A 17220-nucleotide genomic window follows, 5' to 3' on the forward strand; every position below is an offset into this window, starting at 1 on the left:
GTAAACCCGCGCCTGCAGGGGGCATCACAGCCCTGGCAATCTAACTGCTCCCCGGCCGGTACTGCAGGGCCTCGGCCAGGTGCGTCCGGCCAATCGTCTCGCATCCCTCCAGGTCCGCCAACGTCCGCGCCACCTTCAACAACCGGTGCGCCGCGCGTAGCGACAAGGTCAGCCGCTCGCAGGCCCCTTCCAGCCAGACTTGGTCCGCCGCTACCAACCCACAGTGATGCCTTAAACCTTCAAGGTCGAGAAATGCATTCGCACACCCTTGTCGCCTGTGCTGCAGCTCCCGCGCTTCAGCCACCCTGACGGCGACATCGGCACTGGTTTCACCGCAAGGCTGGTTGTTCAATGTAGTGCTCTCGCGAGCCACGGTCAGGTGCAGGTCGATGCGGTCCAGCAGTGGCCCGGACAGCTTGTTGCGATAGCGCGCGATCTGCTCGGTGCTGCAACGGCAGCGGCCAGTGGGGTCGCCCAGGTAGCCGCAAGGGCAGGGGTTCATCGCCGCCACCAGCTGGAAGCGCGCGGGGAAACGCACTTTGTCGCGGGCACGGGCAATCACGATTTCACCTGACTCCAGTGGCTCGCGAAGCACTTCCAGTACGCGCCGCTCAAACTCCGGAAGTTCGTCGAGAAACAACACGCCGTGATGGGCGAGCGTGATTTCACCTGGTTGCGGTCGGCTACCGCCACCGACCAGCGCCGGGCCGGACGCAGAGTGATGGGGATGGCGAAAGGGGCGCTGTGGCCAGCTGTTCAGCGGCGCTTTCCCGCTGACCGACTGGATTGCCGCCACTTCCAGCGCTTCGTGCTCGTCCAGCGGTGGCAGCAGCCCGGGCAGGCGGCTGGCGAGTAAGGTCTTGCCGGTGCCGGGCGGCCCGGTGAACAACAGGTTGTGCGCCCCGGCCGCAGCCAGCAGCAAGGCACGCTTGGCTGCCAGTTGGCCCTGCACTTCGCTCAGGTCCGGGTAGGGGCGTTGCTGCAGGATCAGGCCGTTGGCTGCGTAGGGCGGCAGCGGCACCTGGCCGTTCAGGTGGGCGACCAACTCCAGCAGGTGGCCCACCGCATACACCACCAACCCGCCGGCCAGGCTGGCTTCCTCGGCATTTTCCCGTGGTACCACCAGCGCCCGGCCTGCTTCGCGTGCCGCCAGTGCTGCAGGCAGCACGCCCTGCACCGGGCGCAATTTTCCCGACAGCGCCAGTTCGCCCAGGCATTCCATATCGGCCAGGGTGGCAATCGGCACCTGGCCGTCGGCGGCGAGGATGCCCAGGGCGATGGCCAGGTCATATCGGCCGCCATCCTTGGGCAGGTCGGCGGGGGCGAGGTTCTGGGTAATGCGCCGCTGCGGGTACTTCAGCCCGGAGTTGACGATGGCGCTGCGCACCCGGTCCTTGCTTTCCTTGACCGTGGTTTCCGGCAGGCCGACCAGGGTGAGATGAGGCAGGCCGTTGGCCAGGTGGGTTTCGACGCTGACCGCCGGTGCCTGCACGCCTACCTGGGCGCGGCTGTGGACGAGAGCTAGAGACATGAACACTCCGTTGTTGCTGGAAAATGCCGCTTCCTGCGGCTGGGCAAAGAATAGCCAGTGCTGCCATGGCAGGCGCAACAAGTGTGCGTCGTGGTTTTTCAGGGCAGGGGTTTTCCCTGCGCTTTCATGCGCTTCGGCAAAAATGGATCCAATAGGCTTTGCGCAGTCGTCAGGTATGACTTAGTGTTGTTGGGCAACCGCAGTTGCCATGGGATGGCACTGCGTCTTCTTTCAAATGGACTTGAGGTATTGCACCGTGCAAATGCTCACCCGCACGCACCAGGCAATTCGCGAACTGGTGCAGGCCAGTGCATTCGTTGAACTCAACCGCTTTTTCGACACGCTTGAGGCTCAATGGCGCCAAGCCCCGCCCGGCGAGTTCCCGGCCTACCTGGCGGCCATTGAAGGGCACATGCTGCTCGATCAGGAAAACCAGGGCGACAGGGCCCAGAGCCAAGTGCTCAGAGCCTGGATTGACGCGTGCCCCAGGGCTTACCACCCACAAGTGGTAATGGGTATGCACTGCTTCCACCGGGCCTGCCAGGTGCAGGTTGATGGCCCACGCAACGCTGCACGCTTGCTGGCGGTCGCGCAAATTTGTGAATCCGCCACCGCGCACCTGTTGCGTGCAATGGACCGCTCTGCGCACCCCGTGGCAGCGGCCATTGGCATGCTGCGCATCAGTGCGCAGCTCCATGAGCCTGGTTGGTTGCTCCAACTGTTCCAGGGGGAGCCTGCACGCTTCAGGCCCAGTGCCCATGCCGATGTAGAGGTACAGGAAACTGCAGCGCCGTTGCTGGTGAGGCATGGGTTGTTGCCCTTGGCCGAGCTGCCACAGGCGCTACCGCACTACCTGGGCAAGCGGGTCGACCATGAAAACGAGGACCCTCGCTATTACTGGCTGCGCCATGCGCTGATCGCCCGCCCCGGTTGCTTCGAAGCGATCCAGGCCCTTGCTGTGTACTTGCTGCCCCGCTGGGGCGGCAGCCTCGATGCGTTGGAGCTGTTGGTCAATGGCCCGCTGTGCGCAACCTGGGACGAGCGTTTGCGTAATGCGCTGCGTTGGATGGCTGTCGAAGGCCGGCTGAAGCTGCCACAGGCTGACAAGGTGCAGTCTGTCGCCGACTGGCAGCACGTGTTCGAAGACTGGTCACAACGCCCGTTGAGGCCCAGGGAACATGCTGTCGTTCTGGCATGGCGGGGGGCGCTGCGCAGCAGGGCATCGGGCGACCATGCTGGCGCTATGCGCGACTTTGCCGCGAGCGTGGCGTGCAATGCCGATCTTGGTGCCATCCGCGCCATGGGCGTGCCGTTTCGCTGTTTGGTCGAGCTGATACTGCGCGATGGCATGGTAGATGAGAGGCAACTGCTACACGGCGCTATTGAGCGCCTGTGTGACGGCCGTTCACATGCTGCTGCCTGTGCATTACGCGCGGCTGGGCACCGTTTTGGGCTGTGGGCGCTGCCACGCTCGGCCGAGCAGGCAAGGCTATGGTTGCAACGGGCGGTGAATCGCCAGTGCGCGGGCCAGGCACCGGGGTTCGAAGTGCTTGAAGTGGCACGGGTGCTGTGGGCAGCCAACCGGCATGAAGTGGCCTGCTACCTGTACGAACGCTTCGCCGAACTGAACCTGCCGGGTGCTGCCCTGGCCTTGTACGAGCTGCACCATGGCGGCCTGGCCAACACCCCGGCGCATTACCTGGATGACGAGGCCGCCGGGTACTGGCTGCAGCGTGCGGTGGAGGCGGGCAGCAGTCAGGCCAAATACAACCTGGCCTGCCTGCGCATGGACGGCGATGAGGATTTGAACGAGCGCAGTGCCATGCTGGCGGTCAGGCGCCTGCTTGTCGACGCGCTGGGCAACCCGCAGATCAACGCGCGTGCGCGTTTGCATCTGGGGATTTTGTTGCGCCGGTTTGGTGAGGTGCAGGAGCGGACCGAGGCGGTTGCTTACCTGCTGAGCCTGGTCGAGCACCCGGACCCGTGGCTTGCAGGGCGTGCCAGCGCCGAACTGGGGCTGGCCTGGATGCAGGGGCGTGGCACCCGCAAGCAAAGCCGCTTTGCCGCCATCGAATGGGTCAACCGAGCGGCCAGCTTGCAACCAAGGGATACGGCCATTGGTGATATCCAGGCCCAGATCCTCAATTCGCACAACCGGGTGAAGACATTGTTTACTCAGTGCGGGGCGGCGTTGTTCCGCGGCACCTTGCATGCAAGCGAGCTACCACCGAAACAGGCCTTTACCCACGCCGAGTCGTTACGGGTTCAACCTGCATCGGAGGGGCTCAGGCGCGCACATAAACCCAGGCTGTCAGGCCCGATGCGAGGGTGACGGCGACACGCTTGTAGTCGGCAACTTCATAGCGGTCCGCCGCTGCCAGTTCGTCTTCGCTGATCTGGAAGACCATACCGGCCACGCTGTCGTTGGCCTGGCTGCTGGGGGAAACGATGGGATGATGGGACTTGCCGCTGGTCGCCAGTACGTCCGGGTCAGTGATCTCGACCCAGTCCAGGCGGTAGCCCGGCATACGGTCGGCCTGGCCGTTCAGCTCACGGCCAAAGTTGGCCAGTTGCACGGCTTTATCCTGCAAGGTGCCGTAGGAAAACAACAGTACCGGGTATGCGCTGGAGGGCTGCATTCACTCATCCTGTGAAGTTGGGTTCAGCCGCGCTTCCAGCTCGGCTACCTGTTTTTCCAAGGCCTCGAGGCGTGCGCGGGTGCGCGCCAGTACGACCATCTGGCTGTCGAACTCATCGCGGCTGACCAGGTCCAGCTTGCTGAAGGCACCTTGCATCAACACTTTGAACTGGCTTTCCAGTTCCGCACGGGGCTGGGCGGCATCGCTGCTGAACAGGCGCGAGGCCTGGTCGCTCAGGGCATCGAGAAGGGCTTTGGGCGCGAGCATGGGGCTGTCCACTGAAACGGAGAAATGGCCGCCAGTGTAGCACGCACAAACCTGGCGCCTGAGTGCACATTGGCCTTTGTGGGAATGGCCTTGCGTGGCGATTGGGCTGCACAGCGGCCCCGGCAATATCGGCACCAAGGCACAAATCGTAGGGGCGCTTCGCAGCCCCATCGCGACGCAAGGCCGCCCCCACAAAGAGCGCGTGCGGTTTTCAATCAGTTGCACATTTTTCGCGCAGCTTGCCCCGCCTCGGCGCACCGAAATTGTGCATGTTTCCAATGCTGGCGACTGGCCAATCCCGACCAAATCACATAACGCTCTGTTTTTCGGCGCTTTGTCCGAACTGGCAAGGTTTCTGCAAAGACCTGTACGAGCCATGCACTGAAGCAGTTCCTTGTGACCAGGCAGTGCGCACGCGGAGCCGGATGCCGACGACGCGTTACAAAGCCAACCGCTGCGCTTAGACTTGAGACGGGTTTGTTTTCCTGGGGCAAGTCCACCAAATCGGGAGAGAGTTTCATGAAGCTAGTCACAGCCATCATCAAGCCGTTCAAGCTGGACGACGTGCGCGAGTCGTTGTCGGAAATCGGCGTGCAGGGCATCACCGTCACCGAAGTCAAAGGTTTCGGTCGGCAGAAGGGCCACACCGAGCTGTATCGCGGTGCTGAATATGTGGTCGATTTCCTGCCCAAGGTGAAGATCGATGTCGCCATCGATGACAAGGACCTTGATCGGGTAATCGAAGCCATCACCAAGGCAGCCAACACCGGCAAGATTGGTGACGGCAAGATTTTCGTGGTGAATCTGGAGCAGGCAATCCGCATCCGTACCGGCGAAACCGATACCGACGCGATTTAAGCAGCAACAAAGCCTCACCAAACCCAACGCCCCAGGAGAAAACAACATGACTCTGCGTAAGATCGCAGGGCTAGGAGCCCTATTGTCCCTCGTAATGCCCGGGCTTGCCCTGGCAGAGGAAGCTGCCCCAGCGCTGAACTCCGGCGACACCGCCTGGATGCTGACCGCAACGGCGCTGGTGCTGTTCATGACCATTCCAGGCCTGGCCCTGTTCTATGGCGGCATGGTGCGTTCCAAGAACGTGCTGTCGGTGATGATGCAGTGCTTTGCAATTACCGGCCTGATGAGCATTCTCTGGGTCGTCTACGGCTACAGCATGGCCTTCGATACCGCCGGTATGGAAAAGGGCGTGCTCAACTTCAACTCTTTCGTTGGCGGCTTCTCCAAGGCCTTCCTCAGCGGCGTCACGCCCAACAGCCTGACCTCGGCCACCGCGCTGTTCCCTGAAGCGGTGTTCATCACCTTCCAGATGACGTTCGCCATCATCACCCCGGCCTTGATCGTCGGCGCTTTTGCCGAGCGCATGAAGTTCTCGGCGATGCTGGTATTCATGGGCATCTGGTTCACCCTGGTGTATGCGCCGATCGCACACATGGTGTGGAGCGGTGACGGTGCCCTGATGTGGGACTGGGGCGTACTGGACTTCGCTGGCGGCACCGTGGTGCACATCAACGCCGGTATCGCAGGCCTGGTCTGCTGCCTGGTACTGGGCAAGCGCAAGGGCTACCCGACCACGCCGATGGCCCCGCACAACCTCGGCTATACCCTGATGGGCGCAGCGATGCTGTGGATCGGCTGGTTCGGTTTCAACGCAGGCTCTGCTGCTGCCGCCAACGGTACTGCCGGCATGGCCATGCTGGTCACTCAGATCGCGACCGCTGCCGCCGCCCTGGGCTGGATGTTCGCCGAGTGGGTCGGTCACGGTAAGCCAAGTGCTCTGGGCATCGCTTCGGGCGTGGTTGCTGGCCTGGTTGCCATCACCCCGGCTGCGGGCACCGTCGGGCCGATTGGCGCGCTGATTATCGGCCTGGTATCGGGTGTGCTCTGCTACTTCTGCGCCACCACGCTCAAGCGCAAACTCGGCTATGACGATTCCCTGGATGCCTTCGGCGTGCACGGTGTTGGCGGCATCATCGGTGCCATCCTCACGGGTGTGTTCGCGGCCCCGGCGCTGGGCGGCTTCGGTACCGTCACCGACATCGGCATGCAAGTCTGGATCCAGGCCAAAGGTGTGATTTTCACCGTGGTCTACACCGCCATCGTCACCTACGTGATTCTCAAGGTGCTGGATGTGGTGATGGGCCTGCGGGTCAACGAAGAAGAAGAGTCGGTCGGCCTCGACCTGGCTCAGCACAACGAACGCGGCTACAACCTGTAACTGCGACGCGGTAAAAAATTGCCCGGCTTGCCGGGCATTTTTTTGCCAGTTTTTCAGCATTTCCCGCACGGCAAACGGTTTATTCGACACGTTCGTGACGTAGGTAAAAAACTTACAAGCCACAGGGCGTTTATGGTGCTTTGCTTTTTCCACGGGCGCGCTAGAATGCGCGCCGAAGGGTGTTTGACGAGTAGTCCACACACTTCGCCAGCCTTTGCTAGGCTTGCCAATAGCGTGTGGCCAGCAGGGGCTAATGGATTTGTCAGGTCCTGCCAGGAGCAGGGCCTGCTGGGTGCCGCCTCCCATCAGGAGTGCCGACCCAAGGGCAGTGGCCTAACCCACGGCCAGTTGAATTTTCACTGGTGGCTGCCGGTCTACGGCTGCACTGGTCTATAACCAACCTGCTTTTCGCAAGTCATGAGGTAGAACATGAGCGACGACGATCTGGAAAATGATGACCTCGAAGTAGGCGACGAAGACGAGGGTGATGAGGTCCTTGAAGGGGCGGCTGATGACGGCGTTGAAGACGCTGGCGATGACGACAGCAGCCCGGCACCCGTTGCCAAGGGCAAATCCAAGGCCGCAGTCTCGGTAGACGAGATGCCGAGCATGGAAGCCAAGCAGAAAGAGCGTGATGCACTGGCCAAGGCGATGGAAGAATTCCTTTCTCGTGGTGGCAAGGTGCAGGAAGTCGAGGCCAACGTGGTCGCTGACCCGCCCAAGAAGCCGGACAACAAGTACGGCAGCCGCCCTATCTGAGTGGCTGATCGCAAAAAAGCCCGCCGTCGCTGCGGGCTTTTTTACGCCTGTGGGTTTTGTGTTGCCCGTGCCGGCCTCTTCGCGGGCATGCCCGCTCCCACAGGTTCACCACAGGGTTCAGGACCTGCGCGGTCCCTGTGGGAGGGGGCGTGCCCGCGAATGGGCCGCAAAGCGGCCCCGTCAGCGCCAGCGTGCAAGCACGTCAGGTAGTTGCGACAGGCGCTGGATCTCGGCGTCCGGCGCCTGATCGCCAGCCCAGGCCTTGCCTTGCGGGTTGAACCACACCGCCCGCAACCCGGCGCGCTGGGCACCGGCAATGTCATCGCCAGGGTGATCGCCGATGTGCACTGCCGCACCCGCGTCCACCTCGCCCCGGCGCAACGCTTCAAGGAATGGTGCAGGGTCTGGTTTGCCGATGCCCAGGTCCTCGGCGCACAGGGCAAAGCGGAAGTAATCCGCCAGCCCTAGCCGGCTGACGTCGGCATTGCCGTTGGTGACCACGCCCAGGATGTATTGATGGCGCAAGATTTCGAGCACCGGCTGCACCTCTGGGAAGATCTCCACCTGGTGGCGGGCATGCAGGAACACTTCGAAGCCTTCGTTGGCCAGCGCCTGTGCGTGCTGCTCGCTGTAGCCGACCTCTTCCAGAGCATGAAACAGCACGCGCCTGCGCAGGGCACTGATGCGGTGCTTGAGGCCGGGCTCTGCTTGCACCAGGCGCTCGCGGATGGCGAACAGGTGTTCCACCGGCACACTGCCGAGGGTGGGTGCGTTGGCCTCGAGCCAGTCGCGCAGCACGACTTCCGCGGTAGCAATCACCGGCGCGGTGTCCCACAGGGTATCGTCGAGGTCGAAGGTGATCAGCTTGATGCTCATGAGTCTGTGCCTTTGCTGCGTTTGGCCCGAGGGTGGGCGCTGTCGTACACCGCGGCCAGGTGCTGGAAGTCCAGGTGGGTGTAGATTTGCGTCGTGCTGATGTCGGCGTGGCCGAGCATCTCCTGCACCGCGCGCAGGTCCTGGGATGATTCCAGCACATGGCTGGCGAAGGAATGGCGAAGCATGTGCGGGTGCAGGTGTTGGCCCAGCTCACGCTCACCGGCGGCCTTTACCCGCAGCCGAACTGCCTGGGGGCTGATGCGATTGCCCTGGCGGGTGATGAACACTGCACGGTCGCGTGGGTTGCCGATGCCGCGCAAGCGGTACCAGGCCTGCAACGCCTCGCGAGCCTTGCGACCCACCGGCAGTACGCGGGCTTTTCCACCCTTGCCCAGTACCTGCACCAGGCCGGCGGCGAGGTCGAGGTGATCAAGATCGAGGTTGGTCAGTTCCGATAGGCGTAGGCCTGAGGAATAGAACAGCTCGAGGATCGCCTGGTCACGCCGGGCAATGAAGTCGTCGTCGACGCCACCATCGAGCAGCTGCAGTGCGCGATCGGTATCCAGTACCTTGGGCAGCCGACGCTCACCTTTGGGTGCGCTCAGGCCGGTGGCCGGGTCGTGCTGGCACAGGCCTTCGCGGTTGAGGTAACGGTACAGGCCGCGTACTGCCGACAGCAGGCGTGCCAGGCTGCGCGGGGACTGGCCATGGTGGTGCAAGCGGGCGATCAGCTGGCGCAGTTGCTGGATTTGCAGCGCCTGCCACTCGGCAATGCCGTGTTCTTTGCAGTAGGCGATGACTTTTTCCAGGTCGCGACGGTAGCCCAGCAAGGTGTGCTCCGACACCTGGCGCTCGTTGCGCAGGTGTGCGCAATAAGCCTCCAGCTGGCGTTTCATCAGCGTACCGAGCGCAGTGTCTGGGTAACGCGTGGCACAACGCGGCCGAGCACTTCGGCGATATAGCCGAGGAAAAGGGTGCCGACGCTGCTCTTGTAGTGTTGCGGGTCGCGGCTGCCGATGGCCAGAACCCCATGCAGCCCTTGGTACTCAAGAGCTGCCACGGCGCTGGAGCCTACTTCCCGGCGCTGTTCTTCACCGAACAGGAAAGCCAGCTCGTGCTCGCGCAGGTTGCCACTGACGGTCTTGCCACCGCCCAGCAGGGCACCGATGGCTTGCTGCGCCTCGGCATTGCTGACCCAGCGCCCCACCGGCGCGACGTTGTCGCCGAACAGGATCAGGCTGACGAAGGGCACCTGGAATTCCTGGCGCAGGCTGTCTTCGACCGCCATTACCACTTCTTCCAGGCTGCCGGCATCAAGCAGGTCAAGGATCAGCCGGCGGGTCTTGTCGAACAGCCGGTCGTTGTCGCGGGCCACGTCCATCAGTTGCGACAGGCGATGGCGCATTTCGATGTTGCGGTCACGCAGCAGCTTGAGCTGGCGTTCCACCAGCGACACGCTGTCTCCTCGCTGGTGCGGGATGTGCTGTTCGATCAGCAGCTCGTCGTGCTCGGCGAAGAAGGTGGGGTGGGCGCGCAGGTAGGCGACCACCGCTTCGGCATCGAGCTCGGCGGACTGCTTGGGTACAACCTTGGGCTGATCGGTCATGGCGGTTACTCGTTTAGAGACGAACCTGTCCTTCGTAGACGCGTACGGCCGGGCCGGTCATCATCACGGGCTTGCCGGGGCCGGCCCATTCGATGTGCAGGCGACCACCGGGCAGGTCGAGGGACACCGGGGAATCCATCCAGCCCTGGCTGATCGCCGCCACGGCTGCGGCGCAGGCGCCGGTGCCGCAAGCCTGGGTTTCGCCGGCGCCGCGTTCCCACACGCGCAGGTTGGCGCGGTGGCGGTCGATGACTTGAATGAAGCCGGCATTCACCCGCTGTGGGAAGCGTGGGTGGTTTTCGATCTTCGGGCCCAGCTCATGCACAGGCGCAGTAGACACGTCGTCGACACGCAGCACGGCGTGCGGGTTACCCATGGACACGGCGGCAATCGAGTACAACTGGCCGTCAACTTCCAGCGGGTAGCTTGGCGCTTGTGCGTCGGCGACCAAGGGAATTTCGGCAGGGATGAAGCGCGGCGGGCCCATGTTGACACTCACCTGGCCGTCGTTCTGCACGTCCAGCACGATGATGCCGCTCTTGGTTTCCACGCGGATGCGCTTTTTCGCGGTCAGGCGCTTGTCCAGCACAAAGCGGGCAAAGCAGCGCGCACCGTTGCCGCATTGCTCGACCTCGGAGCCGTCGGCGTTGAAGATGCGGTAGCGGAAGTCCACTTCCGGGTTGTTCGGCGCCTCGACGATCAGCAACTGGTCAAAGCCGATGCCGGTGTGACGGTCACCCCATTGCTTGGCGTGCTTGGGCTGAATGTGCGCGTGCTGGCTGACCAGGTCCAGGACCATGAAGTCGTTGCCCAGCCCATGCATCTTGGTAAAACGCAGCAGCATGGGCTTACTCCGGCAGCAGGCTTTCGCCAGCATACAGTTCGGCGACGGTCTCGCGGCGGCGTACTTCGAACGCCTGGTCGCCGTCGACCAGGATTTCAGCGCAACGGCCGCGGGTGTTGTAGTTGGAGCTCATGACAAAACCATAGGCGCCCGCGGACTCTACGGCCAGCAGGTCACCTTCGGCCAGGTTGAGTACGCGGTCCTTGCCGAGGAAGTCGCCAGTCTCGCAGATAGGGCCGACCAGGTCATAGGCACGGCCTTCGCCTGCACGTGGCTTGACCGCGCTGACACCCATCCAGGCCTGGTACAGGGCTGGGCGGATCAGGTCGTTCATCGCTGCATCGATGATCGCGAAGTCCTTGTGTTCGGTGTGCTTGAGGTATTCCACGCGGGTCAGCAGCACGCCAGCGTTGGCGACGATGTAGCGGCCAGGCTCGAACACCAGGGCCAGGTCGCGCTCGCCCACGCGTTCGCGGATGGCCTTGATGTAGTCGGCCACCAATGGTGGCTGTTCGTCGCGGTAGCGCACGCCGACACCGCCACCCAGGTCCAGGTGGCGCAGGTGTATGCCGCACTCGGCCAGGCGGTCGACCAGCACCAGCAGGCGGTCGAGGGCGTCGAGGAATGGCTCGACGGTGGTCAGTTGCGAGCCGATGTGACAGTCGACACCGACCACTTCCAGGTTCGGTAGCTGTGCGGCGCGTACGTAGATGGCCTCGGCATCGGCAATGGCGATGCCGAACTTGTTTTCTTTAAGGCCGGTGGAGATGTACGGGTGAGTACCGGCATCGACGTCCGGGTTGACCCGCAGCGACACCGGGGCAACCTTGCCCATTTCGGCGGCGACTACTTGCAGGCGCTCCAGCTCGTCGGTGGATTCGACGTTGAAGCAGTGCACGCCAACTTCCAGGGCACGGCGCATGTCTTCACGGGTTTTGCCAACGCCGGAGAACACCACGCGGTCGGCACGCCCGCCAGCGGCCAATACACGCTCCAGTTCACCACCGGAGACAATGTCAAAGCCTGCGCCCAGGCGCGCCAGCACGTTCAGCACGCCAAGGTTGGAGTTGGCCTTGACCGCGAAGCACACCAGGTGCTCGGTGCCTTGCAGGGCGTCTGCGTAGCTACGGTACTGGGCCTCGATGTGGGCGCGCGAGTACACATAGGTGGGGGTGCCGTAACGTTCAGCAATGGCCGACAGGGCCACGCCTTCCGCGAACAGCTCACCGTCGCGGTAGTTGAAAGCGTTCATCTGGTTTCCTTACTGCGCTGGCGACTGCTCGGACTCGGACTCGGACTGCAGCTCGGGCTGCTGTTCTTGTGCCGGGGCCGGCTTGGCTTTTGGCTGGTGCTGGTGCGACGTGTGCGCTTTGCCGTTATCGCCATCTTCAGGCAGATACAGCGGGCCTTTCTGGCCACAGGCCGAAACGAGGCAGGCAACAGCGACCAGCGCCGCGAAGGAGGAAATCAGGCGCTTCATGGGTGAAATCCTTAGAAAAATGCAGTATTGCGCCCGAGTATACCGAGCGACCGGCGGCTTGCCTATGCAAGGACCGGTCCGCCGGGCGGGCTATGCTTAGCCTCTGCGCAGCCCCCCGTAGGAGCGGGCTCGCCCGCGAAGAGGCCGGTGAACGCAACGGCTAAACCTTTGCATTCGGCGGCAAGCGCCCGTATCTTGCCCGGCTTGCCTGTAACGCAGCCAATTTCGAGGTTCCTGCAATGAGTTTGAGTGAAGCGCGTTTCCATGATCTGGTCGACGCGACCCAACAGGCCCTGGAAGATCTGTTCGACGAGAGCGGTCTGGACCTGGACATGGAGAACTCCGCCGGTGTCCTGACCGTCAAGTTCGAGGGCGGCGCCCAGCTGATCTTCAGCCGTCAGGAGCCATTGCGCCAGCTGTGGCTTGCCGACCGCTCCGGTGGTTTCCACTTCGATTACGACGAAGACAGCGGCAAGTGGGTGTGCGAAAAGAGCGAAGAGTTGCTGGGTGAAATGCTCGAGCGTATCGTCTGGGAGCGGGCCGGCGAGAAGCTGGACTTCGACGAAATCTGACATGAGTAGCGCCCAGGCCCGGCCGCCCAAGCCGCTTTACAGCAACGTCAGCCCTGCAGTGCCGTCACCGTGCATCAGCGTATGCCGGCTGGACGAACAGCGGGTGTGCACCGGTTGCCATCGGCATGTCGAGCACATTCGCGAATGGCGCTCGGCCGATGACGAACGGCGCCGTCAGATCTGCCGCGAGGCCCAGGTCTTGCGCGAGCAGGCTAAGGCACACTGAGCGCAGGGGCTTGAGTATTTGCCCGGCTGTGGTAGTGTCGGGTTCTGCGTCGGTGACGCCAAAGCCTTCTCAAACCCCGCCCTTGGGCGGGGTTTTGCTTTATTTGCACATTGAAAACTGCCTGTTCAAAGGAGTCTGACTGGATCATGAGCACCAAGCCTTCCCTCATCCTCACCCGATTGGACGTACAACGTCTGGAGCGTCTGATCGACAGCCTCGACGAGAGTACGCCGGGTGTGCTCGCCCTGCAGGACGAGCTTGACCGCGCCGAGCAGGTGGTCGGTCACGAGGAAGTGCCGGCGGGCGTGGTGACCATGAACTCGCGGGTGCACTGCCGTGAGGAAGCCAGCGGCAAGGACTACCACCTGACACTGGTGTACCCCAAGGATGCCGGGCCGGAAGGCAAGGTCTCGATCCTGGCGCCGATTGGCTGCGCTTTGCTGGGGCTGTCGGTGGGCGAGCAGATCGACTGGCCGGCACCGGGGGGCAAGACCCTCAAGCTGAAGCTGCTGGAAGTGGAGTACCAGCCGGAGGCGGCGGGCGATTACGACCTGTAAGGGCCAGGGGGCCGTTTCGCGGCCCGTTTGCAGCGCAAGGCTGTTGCTACAGAGAGATGCACTCTTTTGTCGCCGCCTTGTGCTGCGAGTTCAGGCGCCCTCCGCCAAAACCTGCTCCAACCCCTCATTCAAAGCCTGCTCCAGCACCCGCTTGTAGCTCAGGTAGGCCTGGGTTGCCCCCAGCCGGTCATCCAGCAACTCGGACAAATCCAGGTCGGTGATATAGCACCGGTACTGCGCTGTGCCACGGCGCTGACCGATGATCTGCCTGGCCACCACCGCATACAGCTGCTCACCATGTTCCAGCTCGGAAAACTCCTGCTGGTCGCAGTACAGCGTCACATGCGCCACGCCCGCTACACCCGCCTGGATAATCGCCTGTACCTCATAGTAAGGCTGGTCGCTGCCCTCGGCCGGGGCCAGGCGCGGCTCGATGTTGCGTGCCTTGCCTGGGCCGGTGGGCAGCAGCTGCGCGTAGTGGATATCCAGCGAGGCGGGTCGCAGGCTATCGAGGGGCAGGCGGGCATCGCGGCGCATCACCACCGAGCGCAGAAAACGTTGCAGTGGCAACAGCAGATGCGCTTCGTCATGCAGCGGCAGGCGTTGTTGCCACAATGCGTTGTATTCATCCAGCACATACACATCGGCCCAGCCGCCCTGCAGGCGGTAGAACACCTGAATGCAGGCTGGCCGGCCTTGCTCCAGCACCAGGCGCAGGTCGTGGTCCTGCAGCGCATTGGCATCCAGGTACAGCGGGCTGTAGGTGCCTCGCTCTTCGCCCAGGTAGGCCAGTAGCGCCTCATGCTCGGCCAGGGTCGTCAGGCTGACATGCTCGGGCAACAGCTCCAGCACATGGGTGTGGTGGGCCACTTGCAGCAGGTAGCGGTGGTGGAGCCCTTGATCCCGCAGCAGCTGGGCGGTGTCGAAAATTTCCTCTACGCGCTGGCCGATCGGCTGGGCGCGGCTTTGGCAGAAGCAGCGTACTCGCACCCTTGGCCGGTGGCCGCGCTGCGCCGGGCTGTTGAGGAAGTCGCGCAGGCAGCGCACCAGCGCGTGTTCACCGTCGTAGCGCTGGACCAGCACCTCGTTCCAGCTGTTGACGGTGACCTGGTCCAGGGTCAGCACCAGGTTTTCGCGCACGCCAGCGTAGCTCAACGCGTCGGTGCGCTCTGTGGTCATCAAAACGTTCAGCTCGCGGTGGTGGCGCAGCGGGTCGACGCCGACGTTGACCAGCAACAACACCTCATCGGCAACGCTGGGCTGCAAAAGGCGCACTTCGCTGACGGTCGGCAAGGGCAGGGGGACACTTTGCCGCAGACAGCCCAGCAGGTTGAACAGCTCGAATTCCCCAAGGTCGCTGGCCCCTGGATGCAGCGCCATGCGGGTGCTGCTGTCGATCACTCCGTTGCGATGGGCCCAGGTCAGCAGTTCGAGTAGCTCGCGGCAGCGTTTGATCGGGCTGAAGTGCTGCACCTCATGGGTGCTCAGGTTGCCGCTGTACAGCTCCCAGTGGTAGCTGCCCGGCTCCTTGCGGTTGGGTGCCTGGACCAGCGTCAGGGTGCCTTCGGCGAGGTCAGGGGCGATGCCGGGGTTAATCACTTCGACCTTGCCGGCGCGGCGCTCGAAGGCTGCGTACAGGCGCCGGCCCAGCACATTGAGGTCGCGCTGGTCGGCGCGGCTGCTGGCGTTCTGGGTGCGAGCGAACTGGCTGAGGAAGCGATAACTGAGGTTAAGCTCGGCCACCAGCTCACGCCGCTCGACGGCAACCTGCTGCACTTTCCATTGGCTGCGGCTGTCCAGCAGGGCCAACTGGCGCTGGTCCCAGCCCCACTCGTCGGTCAGGCGCTGCAGCAGCCGGCGTTGCCAGCCATGGCTGCGGCCCTGGTCGCTGAGCTTCTTGTTCACCTTCAGGTACAGGCTGCGCCGTACCAGCTCCAGGCGCGCGGGTTCGCCGCGTTGCAGCAGGTAACGTTCGATGCGCCGGTAGACCATCACGTAGGGGTCCAGCTCGTCGAGGTCGAGCTGGTTGGCAAATACTGCCTGCTTGTAGTCCAGGCTCAGGCAGCGCACCGCAGGGTGTTCGCCGGCGTAGGCTTCGGTCAGCAGCAGTTTGAGCAGCGATTTGTAGGGCGAGTCGATGCCTTTGAACAATTGCCACAGGCCAGCGCCGACGAACTCACCGGGCGGAATGTGCGCCAGGTTGCCGAGGTCAAGGGCTTCCTGGCTGCGGATAAAGCGCTTGGACAGCAACGTCTGGGTGTAGCTGTAGTAGTTGTGTTCCTCGTACACCGGTACCAGCCACCACAGCGGCGTACGCCCGGCCAGCCACAGGGTGGTGCGGTAGAACTCGTCCAGCAGCAGGTAGTGCTGGGTGGTGCCGCAGTCGTCGGAACCGAGCTGGCCATCGCGCTGACCCTGGGCGAAGCCCTGTGTGTCGATCAGGAAAAAGTGTGCTTCGGCGCCCAGGCTTGCCGCCCAGGCCTCCAGCAGCTGGCACTTGCGGCGCAGCTCACCCAGCAGCTGTTCGGGCAAGCCGGGTGCATGGCACACCCACAGGTCCATGTCGCTGTGCTCGGCCTGCGCCAGCGAGCCCAGGCTGCCCATCAGGAACAGGCCGTGGATCGGGCGTGGCGGGTTGCCATGCTGGGCCTTGTAAGTGAACGAGCGGGCCAGGCGTTGGGCATCGGCCACCAGCTCGGCGCTTGGCTCGTAAGCCGATACGCCCGCAGGGGTGCTGCCGGAGACGTAACCCGGCAATAGCGGGTGGTTCACGTGAAACAGCAGCGGCAGCAACGACAGTACCTGTTGCTGGCGCGTTGACAGGCCTTCCTTTGCCCGCTGCAGTCGGCCCTGGTTGAGATGCAGGAAGCGCGCACGCAATGTCGCCAGGACCTTGCGGTCGATGCCTTCGTCCAGGTCAGGGCGGATTTCGTGAGGGTGGTTCATTGCGCGCTCGGGCAGGCCATTGAAGCTGTGGCGAGTTTAGCCTGAGTGGCGGGGTCGGATAAGCGGTAATTGAAATTCTGGCGCCATTTTTCCAGCGCTGGCCTGCTCCAGCTTTCGCTGCGCTTCAGGCATGATGGGCGCATTGAGTTCATGTAGAGAGTGTCCAATGCGTGTATGGATCGATGCCGACGCCTGCCCCAAGGCGGCCAAGGATCTGATCGTCAAGTTCGCCCTCAAGCGCAAGTTCGAGGTGGTGATGGTGGCGGGGCAGGCGGTGGCCAAGCCGGCGTTCGCGATCGTGCGTCTGATCGTGGTGCCCAGCGGCATGGATGCGGCCGACGATTACATAGTGGAGCACGCCGTGCCTGGCGAGCTGGTCATCTGCAGTGATGTGCCGCTGGCCGACCGCCTGGTGAAAAAGGGCGTGGCCGCACTGGACCCGCGTGGGCGTGAGTTCGACGAGCGCAACATGGGCGACCGCCTGGCGGCGCGCAACCTGTTCACCGAGCTGCGTGAGCAGGGGCAGGTGGGGGGCGGGCAGGCGGCCTATGGCGAACGCGAGAAACAGGCGTTTGCCAATGCACTGGACCGGATCATTGCCCGCCTCTCGAAAAGCTGAGCGCTGACACGGTTCCTGTCGGCGACAGCCCAGCGTGGCGCGGTGGATGGCACCGGCTTTGC

18 protein-coding genes are annotated in these 17220 nt (G+C 63.3%); 8 read left to right on the forward strand and 10 right to left on the reverse strand.

Annotation, left to right across the window (positions count from 1 at the left end; all coding sequences use genetic code 11):
- Nucleotides 1–40: 40 nt before the first annotated feature.
- Nucleotides 41–1531 (reverse strand): YifB family Mg chelatase-like AAA ATPase, encoded by a 1491-nt coding sequence (locus V6093_RS18580; RefSeq protein WP_012054072.1) that lies wholly within the window; start codon nucleotides 1529–1531, stop codon nucleotides 41–43.
- 262 nt (nucleotides 1532–1793) lie between these two features.
- Here V6093_RS18580 and V6093_RS18585 point away from each other — a divergent pair, with 262 nt between their 5' ends.
- Nucleotides 1794–3863 carry a DUF4034 domain-containing protein gene (locus V6093_RS18585; protein ID WP_406669827.1) on the forward strand — a complete coding sequence of 690 codons (2070 nt, stop codon included), beginning with the start codon at nucleotides 1794–1796 and terminating at the stop codon, nucleotides 3861–3863.
- Here the strand turns inward: V6093_RS18585 and V6093_RS18590 are convergent.
- The gene (locus V6093_RS18590; protein ID WP_004575824.1) at nucleotides 3817–4170 is read right to left on the reverse strand and encodes a gamma-glutamylcyclotransferase family protein; all 354 of its coding nucleotides are present in this window, start codon (nucleotides 4168–4170) and stop codon (nucleotides 3817–3819) included. The genes V6093_RS18585 and V6093_RS18590 overlap by 47 nt on opposite strands.
- On the reverse strand, nucleotides 4171–4437 hold the full coding sequence (locus V6093_RS18595) for an accessory factor UbiK family protein (protein ID WP_003253640.1): 267 nt from the start codon (nucleotides 4435–4437) through the stop codon (nucleotides 4171–4173).
- Between the two features lie 519 nt (nucleotides 4438–4956).
- Here V6093_RS18595 and glnK point away from each other — a divergent pair.
- From glnK to sutA, 3 genes are all read left to right on the forward strand, one after another.
- Entirely contained in the window at nucleotides 4957–5295 is a 339-nt protein-coding gene (gene glnK / locus V6093_RS18600) for a P-II family nitrogen regulator (protein ID WP_002555808.1), read from the forward strand.
- A gap of 46 nt (nucleotides 5296–5341) precedes the next feature.
- A complete protein-coding gene (locus tag V6093_RS18605) occupies nucleotides 5342–6673 on the forward strand; it encodes an ammonium transporter (RefSeq protein ID WP_003253642.1) in 1332 nt (443 codons plus the stop codon).
- Between the two features lie 429 nt (nucleotides 6674–7102).
- Nucleotides 7103–7432 carry a transcriptional regulator SutA gene (gene sutA / locus V6093_RS18610; RefSeq protein WP_003253643.1) on the forward strand — a complete coding sequence of 110 codons (330 nt, stop codon included), beginning with the start codon at nucleotides 7103–7105 and terminating at the stop codon, nucleotides 7430–7432.
- A gap of 180 nt (nucleotides 7433–7612) precedes the next feature.
- Here sutA and V6093_RS18615 read toward each other — a convergent pair whose 3' ends face one another.
- Genes V6093_RS18615 through V6093_RS18640 form a run of 6 tightly spaced genes read right to left on the reverse strand, consistent with a single transcriptional unit; the run spans nucleotide 7613 to nucleotide 12238 of the window.
- Nucleotides 7613–8308 carry an HAD family hydrolase gene (locus V6093_RS18615; protein WP_003253644.1) on the reverse strand — a complete coding sequence of 232 codons (696 nt, stop codon included), beginning with the start codon at nucleotides 8306–8308 and terminating at the stop codon, nucleotides 7613–7615.
- Nucleotides 8305–9204, reverse strand: coding sequence for a tyrosine recombinase XerC (gene xerC, locus V6093_RS18620; protein WP_003253645.1), 900 nt, complete (start codon nucleotides 9202–9204; stop codon nucleotides 8305–8307). The genes V6093_RS18615 and xerC overlap by 4 nt, the downstream gene beginning before the upstream one ends.
- The gene (locus V6093_RS18625; RefSeq protein ID WP_003253646.1) at nucleotides 9204–9914 is read right to left on the reverse strand and encodes a DUF484 family protein; all 711 of its coding nucleotides are present in this window, start codon (nucleotides 9912–9914) and stop codon (nucleotides 9204–9206) included. The genes xerC and V6093_RS18625 overlap by 1 nt, the downstream gene beginning before the upstream one ends.
- Nucleotides 9915–9927: 13 nt before the next feature.
- Nucleotides 9928–10758: a diaminopimelate epimerase gene (gene dapF, locus V6093_RS18630; RefSeq protein WP_406669580.1), complete on the reverse strand. Its 831-nt coding sequence runs from the start codon at nucleotides 10756–10758 to the stop codon at nucleotides 9928–9930.
- Nucleotides 10759–10762: 4 nt separating this feature from the next.
- Nucleotides 10763–12010: a diaminopimelate decarboxylase gene (lysA, locus tag V6093_RS18635; protein WP_070096549.1), complete on the reverse strand. Its 1248-nt coding sequence runs from the start codon at nucleotides 12008–12010 to the stop codon at nucleotides 10763–10765.
- 9 nt (nucleotides 12011–12019) lie between these two features.
- Nucleotides 12020–12238 carry a lipoprotein gene (locus V6093_RS18640; RefSeq protein WP_003253649.1) on the reverse strand — a complete coding sequence of 73 codons (219 nt, stop codon included), beginning with the start codon at nucleotides 12236–12238 and terminating at the stop codon, nucleotides 12020–12022.
- Between the two features lie 239 nt (nucleotides 12239–12477).
- On the opposite strand from V6093_RS18640, the gene cyaY reads away from it, so the two are divergent.
- The 3 genes from cyaY to rnk all read left to right on the forward strand — a co-directional run bounded on the left by cyaY (nucleotide 12478) and on the right by rnk (nucleotide 13593).
- The gene (cyaY, locus tag V6093_RS18645; protein WP_004575827.1) at nucleotides 12478–12810 is read left to right on the forward strand and encodes an iron donor protein CyaY; all 333 of its coding nucleotides are present in this window, start codon (nucleotides 12478–12480) and stop codon (nucleotides 12808–12810) included.
- Between the two features lies 1 nt (nucleotide 12811).
- Nucleotides 12812–13036, forward strand: a complete 225-nt coding sequence (locus V6093_RS18650; protein WP_003253651.1) for a DUF1289 domain-containing protein — start codon at nucleotides 12812–12814, stop codon at nucleotides 13034–13036.
- A gap of 146 nt (nucleotides 13037–13182) precedes the next feature.
- On the forward strand, nucleotides 13183–13593 hold the full coding sequence (gene rnk, locus V6093_RS18655; protein ID WP_003253652.1) for a nucleoside diphosphate kinase regulator: 411 nt from the start codon (nucleotides 13183–13185) through the stop codon (nucleotides 13591–13593).
- A 90-nt stretch (nucleotides 13594–13683) separates the two neighbouring features.
- Here the strand turns inward: rnk and V6093_RS18660 are convergent, their stop codons facing one another.
- On the reverse strand, nucleotides 13684–16539 hold the full coding sequence (locus tag V6093_RS18660; RefSeq protein ID WP_070096551.1) for a class I adenylate cyclase: 2856 nt from the start codon (nucleotides 16537–16539) through the stop codon (nucleotides 13684–13686).
- Nucleotides 16540–16705: 166 nt separating this feature from the next.
- On the opposite strand from V6093_RS18660, the gene V6093_RS18665 reads away from it, so the two are divergent.
- Entirely contained in the window at nucleotides 16706–17158 is a 453-nt protein-coding gene (locus V6093_RS18665) for a YaiI/YqxD family protein (RefSeq protein ID WP_003253654.1), read from the forward strand.
- Nucleotides 17159–17220: the final 62 nt, after the last annotated feature.

This window comes from Pseudomonas putida group bacterium ESBL64 (assembly GCF_045277175.1).
Lineage (GTDB): Bacteria > Pseudomonadota > Gammaproteobacteria > Pseudomonadales > Pseudomonadaceae > Aquipseudomonas > Aquipseudomonas alloputida.